At 70.5% G+C, this 13,897-nt stretch carries 19 protein-coding genes; 11 read left to right on the top strand and 8 right to left on the bottom strand.

The features are described from left to right. Positions 1 to 20: 20 nt before the first annotated feature. From VIL67_RS05980 to VIL67_RS05970, 3 genes are all read right to left on the bottom strand, one after another. Entirely contained in the window at positions 21 to 635 is a 615-nt protein-coding gene (locus VIL67_RS05980; RefSeq protein WP_332047923.1) for a carbonic anhydrase, read from the bottom strand. 64 nt (positions 636 to 699) lie between these two features. Then, positions 700 to 1,344, bottom strand: a complete 645-nt coding sequence (gene maiA, locus VIL67_RS05975; protein ID WP_332047922.1) for a maleylacetoacetate isomerase — start codon at positions 1,342 to 1,344, stop codon at positions 700 to 702. Further along, positions 1,344 to 2,024, bottom strand: coding sequence for a fumarylacetoacetate hydrolase family protein (locus VIL67_RS05970; RefSeq protein WP_332047921.1), 681 nt, complete (start codon positions 2,022 to 2,024; stop codon positions 1,344 to 1,346). The genes maiA and VIL67_RS05970 overlap by 1 nt, the downstream gene beginning before the upstream one ends. Before the next feature lie 218 nt (positions 2,025 to 2,242). Here VIL67_RS05970 and VIL67_RS05965 point away from each other — a divergent pair, with 218 nt between their 5' ends. Beyond that, entirely contained in the window at positions 2,243 to 3,451 is a 1,209-nt protein-coding gene (locus VIL67_RS05965) for a CaiB/BaiF CoA transferase family protein (RefSeq protein ID WP_332047920.1), read from the top strand. Positions 3,452 to 3,599: 148 nt separating this feature from the next. Here the strand turns inward: VIL67_RS05965 and VIL67_RS05960 are convergent, their stop codons facing one another. Then, the gene (locus VIL67_RS05960) at positions 3,600 to 4,988 is read right to left on the bottom strand and encodes an HWE histidine kinase domain-containing protein (protein WP_332047919.1); all 1,389 of its coding nucleotides are present in this window, start codon (positions 4,986 to 4,988) and stop codon (positions 3,600 to 3,602) included. Between the two features lie 212 nt (positions 4,989 to 5,200). On the opposite strand from VIL67_RS05960, the gene VIL67_RS05955 reads away from it, so the two are divergent. The 3 genes from VIL67_RS05955 to VIL67_RS05945 all read left to right on the top strand — a co-directional run bounded on the left by VIL67_RS05955 (position 5,201) and on the right by VIL67_RS05945 (position 6,181). Continuing rightward, positions 5,201 to 5,506 (top strand): glycine zipper domain-containing protein, encoded by a 306-nt coding sequence (locus VIL67_RS05955; protein WP_332047918.1) that lies wholly within the window; start codon positions 5,201 to 5,203, stop codon positions 5,504 to 5,506. Positions 5,507 to 5,520: 14 nt separating this feature from the next. After that, positions 5,521 to 5,904, top strand: a complete 384-nt coding sequence (locus VIL67_RS05950; RefSeq protein WP_332047917.1) for a hypothetical protein — start codon at positions 5,521 to 5,523, stop codon at positions 5,902 to 5,904. A gap of 103 nt (positions 5,905 to 6,007) precedes the next feature. Beyond that, positions 6,008 to 6,181 carry a DUF1328 domain-containing protein gene (locus tag VIL67_RS05945; RefSeq protein WP_332047916.1) on the top strand — a complete coding sequence of 58 codons (174 nt, stop codon included), beginning with the start codon at positions 6,008 to 6,010 and terminating at the stop codon, positions 6,179 to 6,181. Positions 6,182 to 6,187: 6 nt separating this feature from the next. Here the strand turns inward: VIL67_RS05945 and VIL67_RS05940 are convergent, their stop codons facing one another. Genes VIL67_RS05940 through VIL67_RS05930 form a run of 3 tightly spaced genes read right to left on the bottom strand, consistent with a single transcriptional unit; the run spans position 6,188 to position 8,210 of the window. Then, positions 6,188 to 6,973, bottom strand: a complete 786-nt coding sequence (locus VIL67_RS05940; RefSeq protein WP_332047915.1) for a metallophosphoesterase family protein — start codon at positions 6,971 to 6,973, stop codon at positions 6,188 to 6,190. Between the two features lies 1 nt (position 6,974). Then, a complete protein-coding gene (locus tag VIL67_RS05935; RefSeq protein ID WP_332047914.1) occupies positions 6,975 to 7,859 on the bottom strand; it encodes a diacylglycerol/lipid kinase family protein in 885 nt (294 codons plus the stop codon). A 6-nt stretch (positions 7,860 to 7,865) separates the two neighbouring features. After that, entirely contained in the window at positions 7,866 to 8,210 is a 345-nt protein-coding gene (locus tag VIL67_RS05930) for a hypothetical protein (RefSeq protein WP_332047913.1), read from the bottom strand. Positions 8,211 to 8,333: 123 nt separating this feature from the next. Here VIL67_RS05930 and VIL67_RS05925 point away from each other — a divergent pair, with 123 nt between their 5' ends. The 4 genes from VIL67_RS05925 to VIL67_RS05910 all read left to right on the top strand — a co-directional run bounded on the left by VIL67_RS05925 (position 8,334) and on the right by VIL67_RS05910 (position 10,165). Next, positions 8,334 to 8,678 carry a YMGG-like glycine zipper-containing protein gene (locus VIL67_RS05925; RefSeq protein ID WP_332047912.1) on the top strand — a complete coding sequence of 115 codons (345 nt, stop codon included), beginning with the start codon at positions 8,334 to 8,336 and terminating at the stop codon, positions 8,676 to 8,678. A gap of 92 nt (positions 8,679 to 8,770) precedes the next feature. Then, on the top strand, positions 8,771 to 9,220 hold the full coding sequence (locus VIL67_RS05920; RefSeq protein ID WP_332047911.1) for an OmpA family protein: 450 nt from the start codon (positions 8,771 to 8,773) through the stop codon (positions 9,218 to 9,220). Positions 9,221 to 9,635: 415 nt separating this feature from the next. Further along, positions 9,636 to 9,848, top strand: a complete 213-nt coding sequence (locus tag VIL67_RS05915) for a hypothetical protein (RefSeq protein WP_332047910.1) — start codon at positions 9,636 to 9,638, stop codon at positions 9,846 to 9,848. An 11-nt stretch (positions 9,849 to 9,859) separates the two neighbouring features. Next, the gene (locus VIL67_RS05910) at positions 9,860 to 10,165 is read left to right on the top strand and encodes a hypothetical protein (protein WP_332047909.1); all 306 of its coding nucleotides are present in this window, start codon (positions 9,860 to 9,862) and stop codon (positions 10,163 to 10,165) included. Between the two features lie 149 nt (positions 10,166 to 10,314). Here VIL67_RS05910 and phyR read toward each other — a convergent pair whose 3' ends face one another. Beyond that, on the bottom strand, positions 10,315 to 11,118 hold the full coding sequence (phyR, locus tag VIL67_RS05905; RefSeq protein WP_332047908.1) for an anti-anti sigma factor/receiver protein PhyR: 804 nt from the start codon (positions 11,116 to 11,118) through the stop codon (positions 10,315 to 10,317). A 175-nt stretch (positions 11,119 to 11,293) separates the two neighbouring features. Here phyR and nepR point away from each other — a divergent pair, with 175 nt between their 5' ends. Genes nepR through phyK form a run of 3 tightly spaced genes read left to right on the top strand, consistent with a single transcriptional unit; the run spans position 11,294 to position 13,879 of the window. Next, positions 11,294 to 11,539, top strand: coding sequence for an anti-sigma T factor NepR (gene nepR, locus VIL67_RS05900; RefSeq protein WP_332047907.1), 246 nt, complete (start codon positions 11,294 to 11,296; stop codon positions 11,537 to 11,539). Further along, entirely contained in the window at positions 11,539 to 12,144 is a 606-nt protein-coding gene (locus tag VIL67_RS05895) for a sigma-70 family RNA polymerase sigma factor (protein ID WP_332047906.1), read from the top strand. Before nepR ends, VIL67_RS05895 begins: the two co-directional genes overlap by 1 nt. 16 nt (positions 12,145 to 12,160) lie before the next feature. After that, positions 12,161 to 13,879 carry a sensor histidine kinase PhyK gene (gene phyK / locus VIL67_RS05890; RefSeq protein ID WP_332047905.1) on the top strand — a complete coding sequence of 573 codons (1,719 nt, stop codon included), beginning with the start codon at positions 12,161 to 12,163 and terminating at the stop codon, positions 13,877 to 13,879. Positions 13,880 to 13,897: the final 18 nt, after the last annotated feature.

Below are 13,897 nucleotides of genomic sequence, written 5' to 3'. Positions count from 1 at the left end.
GCGCCGCCTCACGTCAAGGGTCAGCCCAGGCGTTCGAGCCCTTCGAGGCCGGACACAGCCACATCGAGGTCGGTCACCAGGCCGTTGGCGATGGAATAGACCCAGCCGTGCACGCACAGCGATTGGCCGCGCGCCCAGGCGTCCTGCACGAAAACGTCCGAGGCGACGTTGCGGACCTGGCGGATGACATTCAGCTCGACCAGCCGGTCCCAGCGCTTCTGGTCGTCCGGGATGGCGTCGAGTTCGTGCTTGTGTTCGTGATGCACCTCGCGGATCGGATGCAGCCAGTGGTCCACGAGCCCCCGCCGCTTGCCGTCCACGGCCGCAGCCACGCCGCCGCAGCCGTAGTGGCCGACGACCAGGATGTGCTTCACCTTCAGCACGTCGACGGCGAACTGCAGGACTGAGAGGTAGTTGGCGTCCTGCGGCGGGGCGAGGTTCGCCACGTTGCGGTGGACGAACAGCTCGCCGGGATCGAGGTCGACGATCTCGTTGGCGGGCACGCGGCTGTCGGAGCAGCCGATCCACAGGTACTCGGGGGCCTGCTGCCCCTCGAGCCGCTTGAAAAAGCCGGGGTCCGCCGAAATCTTGCGTTCCGCCCAGCGCTTGTTGTTGGCTTTCAGGTCCTCGAGCATGGCCGGCCTCTAAGCCGAAGCCGCGGCGGGTGGCAAGTCTCCGCCGCGTGAGGCGCCTGTCTGATCAGCCTGGCGTGGCGTCGGGCTGCCGGTCCGGATGGGCGGCGGCGAAGGCCGGATGGCCCGCGGCGCGCGCCGCGACGGCCGCGATCGCTGGATAGGGATCGAGGGCCACGCCGTACCGATGCGCCGAATAGACCTGCGGGATCAGGCAGCAGTCGGCCAGCGTCGGCGCGTCGCCGAAGGCAAAACCCGCGCCGTGGCGGGCGACCATCGGCTCCAGCGCCCGGAAGCCGTCGTCGATCCAGCGCTTCGACCACAGGTCGCGGCCGGTGTCATCGATGCCCAGCGCCGTGAGTTGCTGCTGGACGCGAAGGTTGTTCAACGGGTGGATGTCGCAGGCGACGATATCGGCCATGGCGCGCACCACCGCCCGGTCGGCAGGGTCGGCCGGCAGCAGCGGCGGCTGCGGATGGGTCTCCTCCAGCCACTCGAGAATGGCCAGGCTCTGGGTGATCACCCGCCCCTCTTCCGTGACGATGGACGGCACCAGCTCCTGCCGGTTCAGCGCCTTGTAGTCGTCGGAGTGCTGAACGCCCTTCACCAGGTGGACGGGCGCGTAGTCGTACGCGACACCCTTGAGGTTCAGGCCGATGCGGACCCGGTAGGGCGCCGTCGCCCGCCAGTAGCTGTGCAGGACGAGCGTCATCAGACGATCCGGAAGGCGAGCTCGCCCACGCCCTCGACGCCGCCCTCCACCCGGTCTCCGCGCTGCAGAGCGCCGACGCCTTCCGGCGTTCCCGTGAAGATCAGGTCGCCGGGCGCGAGCCGCCACAGCTTCGAGGCCTCGGACACGATCTCGGGGAGGTTCCAGATCATGTCGGCGACGCTGGCGTCCTGCCGGACCTGGCCGTTCACCGACAGCCAAATCCGTCCCTGGGGCGGTGCGCCGTCCCAGCGCCGGATGGCCGAGATCGGAGCCGAGCCGTCGAAGCCCTTGGCGCTGTCCCAGGGCTGCCCCTTGTCCTTGGCGGCGGCCTGGAGGTCCCGGCGAGTGAGGTCGACGCCGACGGCGTAGCCGAAGACGAGATCCAGGGCCCGATCCACCGGGACGTCCAGCCCGCCTGCCTTCAGCGCCACCACCAGTTCGATCTCGTGGTGAAGATTGGCGGTGCGAGGGGGATAGGCCGGGTCCCCGCCGGGCGGCACGATGGCGTCGGCGGGCTTGGCGAAGAAGAACGGAGGGTCGCGGTCGTCGCCGCCCATCTCGCGACGATGGGCGGCGTAGTTGCGGCCCACGCAGAGGATGCGGCGGACCGGGAAGGCGGCGCCCTCACCGTCCACGGGGACAGCGGGCGTGGCGGGCGCGTCGACGACGAAGGCGGTCATGACCGCAGGGCTTAGACCCGCGCCGGGCGCTTGGGAAGCCGGCCTCGGGAGCTGCGCCTGCAGGCCGGGGCCGCCTGCGCCAGGTGGTGGGCGACCAGGCCGGCGGCCGGGTCGGGCCTGGGGCGACGCAGGGTGATCATTGACAGAGGCATGGCGGGCCGGCTCCACCTTGCCTCCGCCAGTTCGATCCCTGCTTTCTCCAGCTGTTCCGAGAGCCCATGTCCGAAACTTCGCCGCCCGGCCCGCTGTCTGACCTCGTGGTCGTCGAGATGGGCACCCTGATCGCCGGCCCGTTCTGCGGCCAGATCCTGGGCGACTTCGGCGCGGAGGTGATCAAGATCGAGGATCCGAAGACCGGCGACCCCATGCGGCAGTGGGGCCGAAGCCTACCGAAGGGGCTATCGCCCTGGTGGCCGGTGATCGGGCGCAACAAGAAGTCGGTCGGCCTGGACCTGCGGACCCGGGATGGCCAGGAGATCGCCCGCGCCCTGATCCGCCAGGCGGACGTGGTGATCGAGAACTTCCGCCCCGGGGCCATGGAGAAGTGGGGCCTGTCCTATGAGGACCTGGCCGCCGAGAACCCGCGGCTGATCATGGCCCGGGTGTCGGGGTTCGGACAGACCGGGCCCTACGCCCAGCGGGCGGGCTACGGCCTGATCGGGGAGGCCATGGGCGGGCTCCGCTACGTCACCGGCGAGCCGGACCGGCCGCCGGCGCGGGCCGGAATCTCCATCGGCGACAGCCTGGCGGCCATGCACTCGGTCATGGGCATCCTGATGGCCCTGCATCACCGGGAGCGGACCGGGCGCGGCCAGGTCATCGACGCGGCGCTCTACGAAAGCGTACTAGCGGTGATGGAGAACCTGGTCACCGAGTACGACCTGACCGGCTATGTGCGCGAGCGCTCCGGCTCGATCCTGCCGGGCATCGCGCCGTCGAACGCCTATCCGTGCGCCGGCGGCGAGCTGATCCTGATCGGCGGCAACGGCGATACTGTGTTTGCGAGGCTGGTGGATGCCATGGGCCGGCCGGAGCTGAAGGCCGATCCGAAGTTTGTGGACCACGCCGCCCGCGGCCGTCACCAGGGCGAGCTGGACGACATCATTGCGGAATGGACCAGCGGCTGGGCCTTGGCCGACCTGCTGAAACTACTCGAAGACAAGGGCGTGCCGGCGAGCCGGGTGTTCCGCGCCCCCGACATGCTGGAGGACCCGCAATTCACGGCGCGCGAGGCGATCGTCACCACCGACCATCCGGTGTTCGGCCCGATCCGGATGCAGAACGCCTTCCCCAAGCTCTCCGCCACGCCCGGACGGGTACGCTGGCCAGGGCCGGCGCTGGGGGAGCATACGGCGGAGGTGCTGCGCGCGCGGGCCGGCTGCTCCGAAGAGCGGCTTCAGGCCCTGAAGGCGGCGGGCGTCATCTGACGCGCGTCTGAGGGTCGGGTCGCTTGCTTCCGGGCGATATCCCTGGGCCGCCGGTCCGGCCCCTGCGGCTGCCGCAGGTCCCCCATGCCCGTCCATTTACAGCGTAGCTTTGGCGGCGGCGAGGCGGCGCCTTGTCTCAGGGGGTGCGTCAGCTTGGCCGCAGCAGCTCGGCGACGGCGGCGGCCACCTGAGTGACGTCGTACGGCTTGCGGATCACCGGCGCGTCGAAGCCGCCGGGCGCGCCCCCCGCCTCGCCATATCCGGTGGCGAACACGAAGGGCACCTGCCGCCGCGCCAGGGCTTCCGCCACCGGTGTCACCGAGCGGCCGTTGAGATTGGCGTCGAGCACAGCGGCGTCGATCTGACGGTCGAGAAGCGCCATGGCCTCCTCCAGCTCGTAGGCCGGACCGATCACCTCGGCGCCAGCCTCAGACAGGCTGGTCTCCAGCTCCAGCGCCAGCAGGACGGCGTCCTCGACGATCAAGACGCGCGAGCCCCTGAGATCGGCTGGGCCACTGGACGCGACGATGGTCTCGGCCGCGCGCGCGGTGGGGGCCTCGGGCACCGTCTCGGGCCGGGGGGCCACGGCCGGTGCGCCTGCGCGCAGACGGGCGTAGACGCCGCCGGGGCGGTATTCGACCGCGGTCTGGCCGTTCAGTTCCCGGCCCGTGACCTGCTCCAGCAGGGTCGAGCCGAACCCCTGGCGGGCGGGGGGCATCACCCGAGGACCGCCGCTCTCGGTCCAGGCCAGCTCGAAGCCGCCGTCGCCGGTCCGGGTCCAGCGTACGTCCACGTGGCCGCTTTCCACGGACAGGGCGCCGAACTTCACGGCGTTGGTGGCGAGCTCGTGCAAGGCCAGCGAGAGCGCGTTGGCGGCGCGCGGAGTCAGGAACAGCTCGGGCCCGCCCCAGCTGGTCTGGCCAGGCACGATCGCCCCAAGCTCGGCCGCCACCAGGTGGTCGACCGCCGCGCCGCGCCAGCGCGCCGCGGTGAGCAGCTCGTTCGCAGAGCCCATGGCCTTCAGCCGGCCGCCGAAGTTGCTGAGGAAGCTTTCGAGCGAGGTCGTCCGCTTAGCGGTCTGCTGGGCGAGCGCCTGAACGGTGGCCAGCACGTTCTTAACCCGGTGATCCAGCTCCGCCATCAGGGTCTGACGGTGGTCCTCCTCGACCTTGCGCTCGGTGATGTCCTGGACGATGCCGGTGACGTTCGTAGCCCGCCCGCCCCCGTCACGGCTGACCACGCCGGCCACTCGCACCCAGATGGTCCGGCCGTCGTCGGCGCGCAGCTGGCGGAACTCGGCCTCATAAGCGCCCGCCGCGCCCAGGTCGCGCTCGCGGCGCGCCTGGTAGGCCGGCAGGTCCTCGGGGTGGACATAGCGATCGAGCGCCGTGCCCCCGTCGGCCGGCATCTCGCCCGGCGTCAGGCCGGTGATCGCCGCCATCCGCTCGGACACCACGAAGACGTCGCGAGCAAGGTCCCACTCGAATCCCCCCAGGCCGGCGGCTTCGATCGCGAGTTCCAGACGCTTGTGGTTCACTTAAACGGTCACCCCTTGGCGCGCCCCTGACGCGCGAACATAGGGCTACATGACGCACCTTGCGACAGGAACCGTGCGTTGCCCACAGCGTTTGGCCTGCCGGGGATGGAAGAAGCTCCGCCTTTGCTCGCAAGGCGGAACCGGTTAGCATGTCCGGCGTTCAAGCTCGCGCTTCCCGGCGTCGGCCGGGTTCCTTCTTCGGAGACATCGACATGCCCGCGAACGCCGTTGACCAGGCCAACGATACCGACGTGACCGGCAGCGACAGCAAGCGCCTGGCCGCCGAGGCGCAGCGCACCTTCATCGAGGCGCGCGCGAAGATCGAACAGGTGGTGCAGGAAGGCCTGGAGCAGCTCCGGGCCCACAGCCGCACCTACGCCGACACCGCCGGCCAACAACTCGACGTCGCCCAGCAGTACGTCAGCGAGCGCGTGAAGGAACGGCCGCTGGCGGCCACCGGCGCCGCCCTGGGCGTCGGCGTGCTGATCGGCCTGCTGCTCTCCTCCGGACGCCGTTGAACCTCCAGAAGATCGTGAGACTGCTGGCCGCCGCCGCCGCCATTGCGGCTGCGGCGGCCGTCGTCGTCGTCGCGGCGTCGTTCGCCGTCTACGCCGCGTTCCGCCCGCTGGTGGGCCCGGCCTGGGCCGCCGCCATCGTCGCCGGCGTCTTCGCCCTGTTTGCGGTGGTGGTGGCGCTGACCCTCAACGCGAAGGGGCGGCCCAAGCCCGTCCCGCCCGAAGAGCAGGGCATGGCCGGGCGGCTGATCGAGCTCGCCCGCGAGCGGCCGGTCCTGGCCGCCGGGGCGGCGGTGGCGGGGGCCATCGTCCTGGCCCGCAACCCGAAGATCGTCACCACGATCCTGAGCGCCGCCATCGCCGGCCGCGCCGCCGCCAAGCCCCCCGAACGGCGCCGCTAACGGCGCCCTCGGGAACAGCTCCGCTTCCAGCCGCGTTGATCGGGTGAGCTATGTTGCTCAGTACTCGATCGACTCGCCCCATGGGCGAGAAAGGAGAACGCCAATGCTGGGTTGGGCTCTGACTTTCCTGGTGGTCGCCCTGATCGCCGCGGTTCTTGGTTTCACCACGATCGCGGGCGCCGCGATGGGCATCGCCAAGATCCTGTTCTTCGTCTTCCTGGCGCTGTTCCTGGTTTCCATCGTCATGCACTTCGTACGAGGACGAGGAGTTCCTTGACCCCGCTCAGATAGGACGACGGTCCAAGGACCAGGTCCTATAGGGCTCGAACTTCGAGCCCCCCCAACAGAGGGCGGCGACGCGGATCGCCGCCCCTTCTATTTCCACCACATTGAAGCCCGGCGGCACGCCGCGCTCGCGCACCGAAAGCGTCCCCGCACCGACCGCATAGGTCTTCCCGTCGCCGAACGGATAGGGCCAGGTGAAGGGCGCATGGATGTGCCCCGACAGAACGAGGTCGACCTTGGCCTCCGCGAAGGCCGCCGCCGCCGCCTCGCCGCCCCACACCTTGGCGGTCATCGGGCCGCCGATCATCTCCATCAGCGGATGGTGGCAGACCAGGATGCGGAAGCAGGCGCGCGGCGACTGGTCGAAGAAGCGGGTGGCCTCACGCACATGGCGCGTGGCGATCTGACCTTTGGACCAGTTCAGGCGGGGCTGCGGACCGCGCGCGGTGTTGATCCCTCGCACTGCGAAGCCGCCGCCCAGGTAGCTTTGCGCCCAGGCTGGGCCGATCGCCCGCTCGAAGCGGCGGAACGGTGCGATCACCCGCTCCGCCACGGCGATATAGGGGGCGTCATGGTTGCCGGGCGTGACCAGCTGCGGCCCCTTGAGGCTGGCCAGCCATTCCGCCGCGGCGGCGAACTCGACCTTCTCGCCGAACCGGGTGAGGTCGCCCGAGACCACCGTCAGGTCGAAACCACCGCCGTTGACGTAGTCCGCGGCCGCCGCCACCGCCGCTTCGTTCTCGCCTCCGAAGTGGATATCCGAGAGGTGCGCGAAGCGGATCACGTCAGACGTCCTTGGGTATCGAGAGCACGCGCACGACGTCCGGACGATAGCGCACCTCGGCCAGCGACTTCAGGCGGACGGATTCGCCGTCCAGCAGGGCCGGGATGCCGTTGGCGGCCCAGATCCGCGCAACCTTGCACTTCTGGACCAGCACGTTGGGATCGTCGCGCCAGTCGCCGGTGAGCGCGTGGAAGCCCAGGCGGAAGGCGTCCAGCGCGCCGTTCAGGTCGAGGGCCGCCGCCTCGAGCACATGTTCGTCCTCGGCCAGCGCCCGCGAAGCGAGCGGGCACATGAAGGTGAGCGCCTCGGCCTTATCGCGGTCGCCCTGGTCCAGCACGTATCGGAGGCGGCCGGTGAACGCATGGCGCGCGGCCCGGCGGGCGCGGAGGAAGGCGAGCTTGGGCTTGCCGTAGCGCGCCGCCTCCCTGGCGGGCGCCCAAAGCGCCGGGGCGCCGAAGATGCCCGCCACCAGGAACTGATGGCCCTCCACCTCGCCCCCGCCCAGCATGCGCTCCTCGCCCTGCGCCAGGGCGATGGTCAGGGCGTCCTGCCAGGGCCGCGGCCCGTAGATGGCGTGGGGCAGCATGTTCATGGTGCCGCCCGGGAGGGGCGCCACAATCGGACCCGTTGGCCCGCAAAGCTCTGCTGCGGCGCGCGCGGTGCCGTCGCCGGCCAGGACGACGAGCAGGTCGGGCGCAGCGTCCACGGCGGCGCGCAGGCAGGTTCCGATGTCCTCCTTGGCCGGCGCGCAGACATGGGCGTCGACGCCATAGTCCGCGAAGATCTTCTCGATCTGCGCCGGCGCATCCGCGCTGACGCTGCCGGAGGCGACGTTAGCGATCGCCTCGACGCGCCGGATGCGCGTCGCGCCCCCCTCGTTGACCATTGGATGTCAGCTGGCTGCGTCGGCGGTCTGGGCGGCCGCAGGCTGTTGGGGCTGACCGGCCTCGCGAAGGGTCTCGCCGGCGTCGGCCGCGGCGCCGCGCACCGCTGGCTCGGCCTTGTCCGCGGCCACGGCGAGGTTCTTGTCCACCACCCGGCCCGCGCCGCCGAACGAGCCGTTGAAGGCCGCAAGAGCCATCAACGCGAGGCCGACGGCGGCGGCGATCACGGTGAACGTCATCAGGACCGGATGACGCTTGCGCGTGGCGCGCTCGTCTTTCCGGCCCCGCTCGTAGGCTTCGCGCAGGTCGGCCTTGAGGTCGTCGGCATGCGCGTCTCGGCGGTCGCCAACCATGGGCGGGCTCCTGGTCATGTGTGTTGCGCGCCTAACGAGGGCGGCGGCGATGGGTTCCGGCGGAACTGTTAAGCTTGCACCCGCGTTAGGGGCCGCAGGGGACAAGCAAGGAGAGCCAAACACATGCTCAAGCCATTGATCGCCCTCGCCGGGGCCAGCGTTCTGGCCGCCGCCTGCTCGACGACCGGCAACGTGGAAGGTAACGCCGCCGGCGGCGCGGCGCTGGGCGCGCTCGCGGGCGCCGCCATCGGCGCTGTGTCCGGCGATGTCGGCGTGGGCACCGGCGCCGCGGTGGGCGCAGGCGTCGGCGCGGTTGCGGGCGCCGTGAAGGGCTGCCGCGAGGACGGCGGCTGCGGCGCGGCTCCGGCCAATCGCCAGCAGTATTATGACGAGCGCGCGGGCCGCTACTACTACTACGACCCGGCCACGGGCCGTTACTATTGGTCCGACGGCACGCCGCGCTACTAAGCGGCGACGCCGCCTAGGGAACGGCAAGGGCGGTCGGACTTCCGGCCGCCCTTTGTCATGCACGCCTTTGTCACGCACGGGAGGGGACTGAGATGGACTTGGCGAGGACCGCGGCCACCGCCGCGCTGGTGATCGGGCTTTCCGCCTGCGCCACGGTCGAGCAGGCGCGGGAGCGGATCGTACGAATCCCGAACCGCTGCGCCGACCAGACAGTGCAGATCTATTTCGAGCCCAGCGCCGCCGACGTGACCGACGAGGGACGGGCCGTGATCCGCCAGGCGGCCGCGGACGCCCGGGGTTGCAAGGTGGGCCGGGTGGAGGTGATCGGCCTCGCCGACGCGGCCGGCGCGCCAGACGCCAACCTGGAGCTCTCTAAACGCCGGGCGCAGTCGGTAACGGCCGCGCTCGCGTCCGCAGGCCTGCCGGCGGCGGAATTCAGCGTCGGGGCCGTGGGCGCCAGCGGGGCCGCCACGGCCGACGGGCGCGCCGCACCGCTGCGGCGCAGGGTGGACGTGGTGCTGCGCATGAGCCGGCCCGACTGATCGGCTCGGGATCGCCGGTCGGACCGGCGGTCCCGCCGACGTGCGCACAAAGAAGAGGCGGGCCCCTTGGGGCCCGCCGGAGTGTGCATCATCGAGAAAAGGGGTGCGGAGACGGCAGACTGGCATGATCACCAGTCTCAAGTCGGGGGGGGCGTCGCCGCCTCCGCACACCTAGAAATGCACTTGGCCAAAAGGCGTTCCGGCCGCCGCAAAAAAAAGATCGGAAAGAATCGCGACCGCCGACGAGCCTCGCTCGAGCCGACGACACTGTGGCCATCTTATCCACAGCCTTTGATTTTGCAAGTCTTTCCGGGACGGCGCGGGTCGGCCGCCCAAGGGAACGGCGGCTTCACCGGCGCGTTAGGACCTTGGCGGGCGACACGGGCCCGCTGGGTCCGCGAAGGAACGCTCGACCATGCGCAATTCGTTCGCGTCGCGCGGCGGCTTCATACTGACGAAGACGCCAAGCTACCGACAGCAGGTGGCGCGCCGCCGGTTCTTCGTGGCCGCCGCGGTGATGGGCCTGGCCATGGTGAGCGGCGTGATCGGCTCGCTGACCGCGCGACCACAGGCCTTCGACCCGGGCCGGCCCTACTTCGGCCCATCCAGCTATTTCCCTTCTGAGTAAGGAGCTCCGCCATGGCGCTTTCGCGCGCACCTCAACGCCCAGCGGTGGGCGCCACCCGCGCCCGCCAGGGCCGTCTCGGCCGGCACGTACTTTGGGTGCTGGTGTTCGGCATCGCGCTGGTGGTGCTGGGCTTCTTCGCCGCTTTCACCTGGAAGTCGGGCGACCTGGCGTCCACCGAGCCGAACAACGCTCGCGAGGCGGCTGACGCCCAAGCCTTCAACGCGCCGGAGCCGGCGCCGGTGAACGGCAAGCCCCCCCAGATCACCCAGCCCGGCAGCGCCCAGGGCGAGGTTCCGCCCGTCCCCGCTGGTCAATAGACGCCAACCGTCGAAACCAACGAAGCGGCCGCCCTCGAGGCGGCCGTTTTCTTTATGCGCGCGCGGCGTCAGAGGTGCGCCGCAAAAAGGAAGGGCGCTGCAGCAAGCCGCAGCGCCCTCACCCCACCAGAATGATTTTCGGTCCCGCGTCAGGCGGCCTGCTTGGAGGCCTTGCGCGGGTGGAAGAAGAGGGCCTGCCCGATCGCCGCCTTCACCGTCTCCGGCTGGAACGGCTTGGTGATCAGGAAGGTGGGCTCCGGCCGCTCGCCGGTCAGCAGCCGCTCAGGGAAGGCGGTGATGAAGATGACCGGTACGTCGTAACGGGCAAGGATGTCCTTCACCGCGTCGATGCCGGAAGAGCCGTCGGCCAGCTGGATATCGGCAAGCACCAGGCCCGGAGTCTTCCGGGTGACCGCGTCCACCGCCTCGGTGCGGGTGGCGGCGATGTCGACGACCGTATGGCCGAGTTCGCGCACCAGGGCCTCGATGTCGGCGGCGATCACCGGCTCGTCCTCGATGATCAGGACGTCAGTGGCGAGTTCGGCGTCGATCTCGGCCTGCGCCTCGGCGATCAGCTTCTCGACCTCCGGGAAGTCGGTGCCCAGGATCTGGGCGGCTTCGGACGGGGTGAACCCCTCGAGCGCGGTCAGCAGGAAGGCCTGCCGAGAGCGCGGAGCGATCCGCATCAGCCGCCGGGTGGTGTCGTCAGCCCCGACGCCATCGTCCTCGGCCGGTCCCTCGAGTTGGGCGCCGGAGGTGCACCAGATGGCGTGAAACACGTGATACAGCGCCACGCGGGGCGTCAGGTTGGCCTCGAGCACGCGCTCGCCAGCCGCCAGCGCCTCGAGCGCCACGCGCACATAGTGATCGCCCGTCGTTTGATCGCCGGTCAGGGCGCGGGCATAACGGCGCACGTAGGGAAGATGCGGCGCCAGACGGGCTAGAAGACTCAAAGGGAACCCCTCCCGTAGTGTAGACATCGGAGCGCGGCAGCAACGGACGAGGGCCAATCCCCGACCGCACCGCCATCATGGGACAAGAACGCCACGCTTGGGAACCGGTTCCCAAGGCTCGGGGTTTTCCGCATCTTGTTCGCAGCGAACCGGGAACCTGGGACGGAGTCGGGCGTTGAGCGGCGACGAGGATGCAAAGAGGGGGCGGCCGCCGCGCGAGCGGAGCGCCGATGCCATGATCGAACAACGTCCATCCGAGGAACGGCGCAAGTCGTCCGCCGCGCTCGACGAAGCCCGCCTGCGCCAGCAGGCCATCGGCGTGCGTCTGCGTCAAATGTTCGACGAGATCGTCAACGAAGACGTGCCCGAGGAATTCCTGGAGATCCTGCGCCGCGCTGACAGCCGGTCGGAGAGCCGCTGATGGCGGACGGGACCGACACCCGCCCGTCGCGGGGCGCAACGGACGACAACGCCTTCAAGCGTGAGCTTGTGCAGCTGATCCCGCACCTGCGGGCCTTCGCGCGCACCCTGTGCGGCGATCCCGCGGCCGCCGACGACCTGGCGCAGGACGCCATGATGAAGGCGTGGGACGCGCGCGCCAGCTTCCAGATGGGCACGAACATGAAGGCCTGGACCTTCATGATCCTGCGCAACCAGTTCTATTCGGAAAAGCGCCGCTCGTGGCGGCAGAGCCAGCTCGACCAGGAAGCGGCCGAGCGGACGCTCGTGGCCGTGGACGATCCCGAGGCGCCGGTGGCGCTCGACGAACTGCGGCAGGGATTGGCCATGCTGCCGCCGGAGCAACGCGAGGCGCTGATCCTGGTGGGCGCCGGGGGCTTCGCCTACGAAGAGGCCGCCGAGATCTGCAACTGCGCTGTGGGCACGGTGAAGAGCCGCGTCAGTCGCGCGCGCCGCGCCCTGCACGCCATTCTGGACGAGGGCAATTATGAGCGCGACGGCGCGGCCGCCGGTGACGCCATGCGGTCTATCCTGGCCGACGCGGAGCGGCTAAGCACCGTCCGTTGAGGACGGGAAGACGGCCATGAAGGCCCCGCCGCTGGGATCGCTGAGCACGATCCGGGTCCGCCTGACGGCGGCCCTGGCCGCCGCTCTGCTGCCCGTTCTCCTGCTTGGCGTGATCCAGGCCGCCATCGCCTACCGACGCGAAGGGATGGAGCTGCGCGATTCCCTGGGCTTCGCGGCCCAGCGGAGCGCCGCCGCCGCGCGGACGCGCGTAGAGGGGGGCGACATCCTGCTCCAGACGCTGGCGCCCGGCGCGGTGGGCGCCCAGTGCGCGCAGCGGCTCGAACAGGCGACGCGCCGTTTGCCCGGCTACCTGAACCTGATCCGCTTCGGCGCGAGCGGCGACGTGGCGTGCGCCGCGCGGGACGTGCCGGCTGATCCGCAACGTGCATCCCGAGCTTGGTTCCAGCGGCTGGCCGCCGGTGACCCGTTGGTGATCACCCAGGCCGCGGGGACCGCCTACGCCAAGGCGCCGGCGGTGCTGGCCGCCGTGCGCGCCAACACCCCGGACGGCCGGTTCGACGGCGCGTTCGCCGCGGTGATAGCCCTGTCGAGCTTGCAGCCGAACGCCGAGGACCCAGCCCTGCCTCGGGGCGCCGAGGTGGCGCTGATCGATCGGGCGGGACGCACGATCGGCGCCACGAACCCGCAGGCGCTCTCCGGCCTGCCGCAGGACTGGGTGAAGGAGGCCAAGGAGCAAGGCTCTGCGGTCTGGTACGCCAAGGACGCGCTCGGCGAGCGACGCGCCTATTCGGCCGCGCCTGTGGTCGGGGACGAGGTGTTCGTGGTGCTGTCGGCGGAGTCTCCGGGCCTGCTGTCCTGGGCCAGGCTGAATCCGCTGACGGGCATCCTCTTCCCGCTGCTGACCTTCCTGCTGGCCCTGACCGCCGTCACCGCCGTGACCGAACGCGTGGTCGTGCGCTGGATCGCATATCTGCAGCGGATCGCCTCCCTCTACGCCCGCGGTCGCCTGAGCGTGCGGCCGGTGCAGGCGGAGCAGATGCCGCCCGAGATCCGCGAGCTGGCCGAGACCCTGGAAGACATGGCCGACGCCATCGTCGGGCGCGACGCCTCGCTGCGCGACAGCCTCGCCCAGAAGGACGCGCTGATGCGCGAAATCCACCACCGGGTGAAGAACAACCTGCAGGTCATATCCAGCCTGCTGAACATGCAGCAGCGAGCCCTGGCCGACCCGGCGGCGCGGGCTGCGATGAGCGACACCCGCCAGCGGATCACCGCGCTCGCCCTGATCTACCGCGCGCTGTACCAAGGCCCCGACCTCAAGCGCGTGGACCTGCGCCCGTTCCTGGAAGAGCTGACCGCCCAGCTGGTGGCGGGCGAGATGCTGCACGGGCCGCCCGTGCGCACGGACCTGCAGGTCGAGGCGCTGGTGATCGATCCAGACCGGCTGGCGCCTCTGGCCCTGTTCGCCGTGGAGGCGATCACCAACGCCCAGAAGCACGCGTTCGCCGAGCGCGGCGGCACCCTGACGCTGCGCTTCTCGGTGCACGGGCAGGAAGCGGTGCTGGAGATCTCGGACGACGGCGAGGCGCCGGACGACGCGCTCGTGGCCTCGGGGGTCGGCCGCACCTTGATGACCGCCTTCGCCCGCCAGCTGCGCGGTCGCGCCGAACTGGCGCGCAACCCGGACGGCGGCATCACCGCGCGGCTGACCTTCCCCACCCTGGGGGCCGAGACGCCATCTCCGGCCAGCGCAGGGAACCAAGCTGCAGCGTGATCCGTTCAGGCGGCGCTG

Origin of the sequence: Phenylobacterium sp. (assembly GCF_036563385.1) — a bacterium.
In the GTDB taxonomy this organism is placed as follows: Bacteria; Pseudomonadota; Alphaproteobacteria; order Caulobacterales; family Caulobacteraceae; genus Phenylobacterium.
Note: the sequence above shows the minus strand (reverse complement) of the source record. Positions and strands in the feature narration are given on the sequence as shown.

Excerpts from the sequence above, each read along its gene's own strand:
- maiA (WP_332047922.1), bottom strand. The coding sequence starts at position 1,344 with ATGACGCTCGTCCTGCACAGCTACTGGCGGGCGACGGCGCCCTACCGG.
- VIL67_RS05895 (WP_332047906.1), top strand. The coding sequence starts at position 11,539 with ATGGCGGACGGGACCGACACCCGCCCGTCGCGGGGCGCAACGGACGAC.
- VIL67_RS05945 (WP_332047916.1), top strand. The coding sequence starts at position 6,008 with ATGCTGGGTTGGGCTCTGACTTTCCTGGTGGTCGCCCTGATCGCCGCG.
- phyK (WP_332047905.1), top strand. The coding sequence starts at position 12,161 with ATGAAGGCCCCGCCGCTGGGATCGCTGAGCACGATCCGGGTCCGCCTG.
- VIL67_RS05970 (WP_332047921.1), bottom strand. The coding sequence starts at position 2,024 with ATGACCGCCTTCGTCGTCGACGCGCCCGCCACGCCCGCTGTCCCCGTG.
- VIL67_RS05935 (WP_332047914.1), bottom strand. The coding sequence starts at position 7,859 with ATGGTCAACGAGGGGGGCGCGACGCGCATCCGGCGCGTCGAGGCGATC.
- VIL67_RS05915 (WP_332047910.1), top strand. The coding sequence starts at position 9,636 with ATGCGCAATTCGTTCGCGTCGCGCGGCGGCTTCATACTGACGAAGACG.
- VIL67_RS05930 (WP_332047913.1), bottom strand. The coding sequence starts at position 8,210 with ATGGTTGGCGACCGCCGAGACGCGCATGCCGACGACCTCAAGGCCGAC.
- VIL67_RS05920 (WP_332047911.1), top strand. The coding sequence starts at position 8,771 with ATGGACTTGGCGAGGACCGCGGCCACCGCCGCGCTGGTGATCGGGCTT.
- VIL67_RS05925 (WP_332047912.1), top strand. The coding sequence starts at position 8,334 with ATGCTCAAGCCATTGATCGCCCTCGCCGGGGCCAGCGTTCTGGCCGCC.
- VIL67_RS05965 (WP_332047920.1), top strand. The coding sequence starts at position 2,243 with ATGTCCGAAACTTCGCCGCCCGGCCCGCTGTCTGACCTCGTGGTCGTC.
- VIL67_RS05980 (WP_332047923.1), bottom strand. The coding sequence starts at position 635 with ATGCTCGAGGACCTGAAAGCCAACAACAAGCGCTGGGCGGAACGCAAG.
- VIL67_RS05955 (WP_332047918.1), top strand. The coding sequence starts at position 5,201 with ATGCCCGCGAACGCCGTTGACCAGGCCAACGATACCGACGTGACCGGC.
- VIL67_RS05910 (WP_332047909.1), top strand. The coding sequence starts at position 9,860 with ATGGCGCTTTCGCGCGCACCTCAACGCCCAGCGGTGGGCGCCACCCGC.